1 pseudogene is annotated in these 268 nt (G+C 43.7%); it reads left to right on the forward strand.

Annotated elements, in window-relative coordinates:
• Nucleotides 1–268 (forward strand): annotated as a pseudogene (locus ACIR131C_RS26220) (Uma2 family endonuclease); the annotation flags it as partial.

Raw genomic sequence — 268 nt, forward strand, 5'->3', positions numbered from 1 at the left:
TCTGCGAGTATTTCAACTACTGGGGATAAAATATCAAGCAGTGGAACTGACAGAACCAAAATTCTGGTTTCCTGAATTGGAATTAGGAGTAGGAGTTTGGGCGGGAAAATATCAAGGTACAGAAGGTTTGTGGCTACGTTGGTATAATCAAGATGGTGATTGGATTCCTACCTTTGCTGAACGGGCAGAACAGGAAAAACAACGGGCAGAACAGGAGAAACAACGAGCAGAACAGGAGAAACAACGAGCAGAACAGGAGAAACAACGA

The organism is Dolichospermum circinale AWQC131C (genome assembly GCF_000426905.1).
Taxonomy (GTDB): domain Bacteria; phylum Cyanobacteriota; class Cyanobacteriia; order Cyanobacteriales; family Nostocaceae; genus Dolichospermum; species Dolichospermum circinale.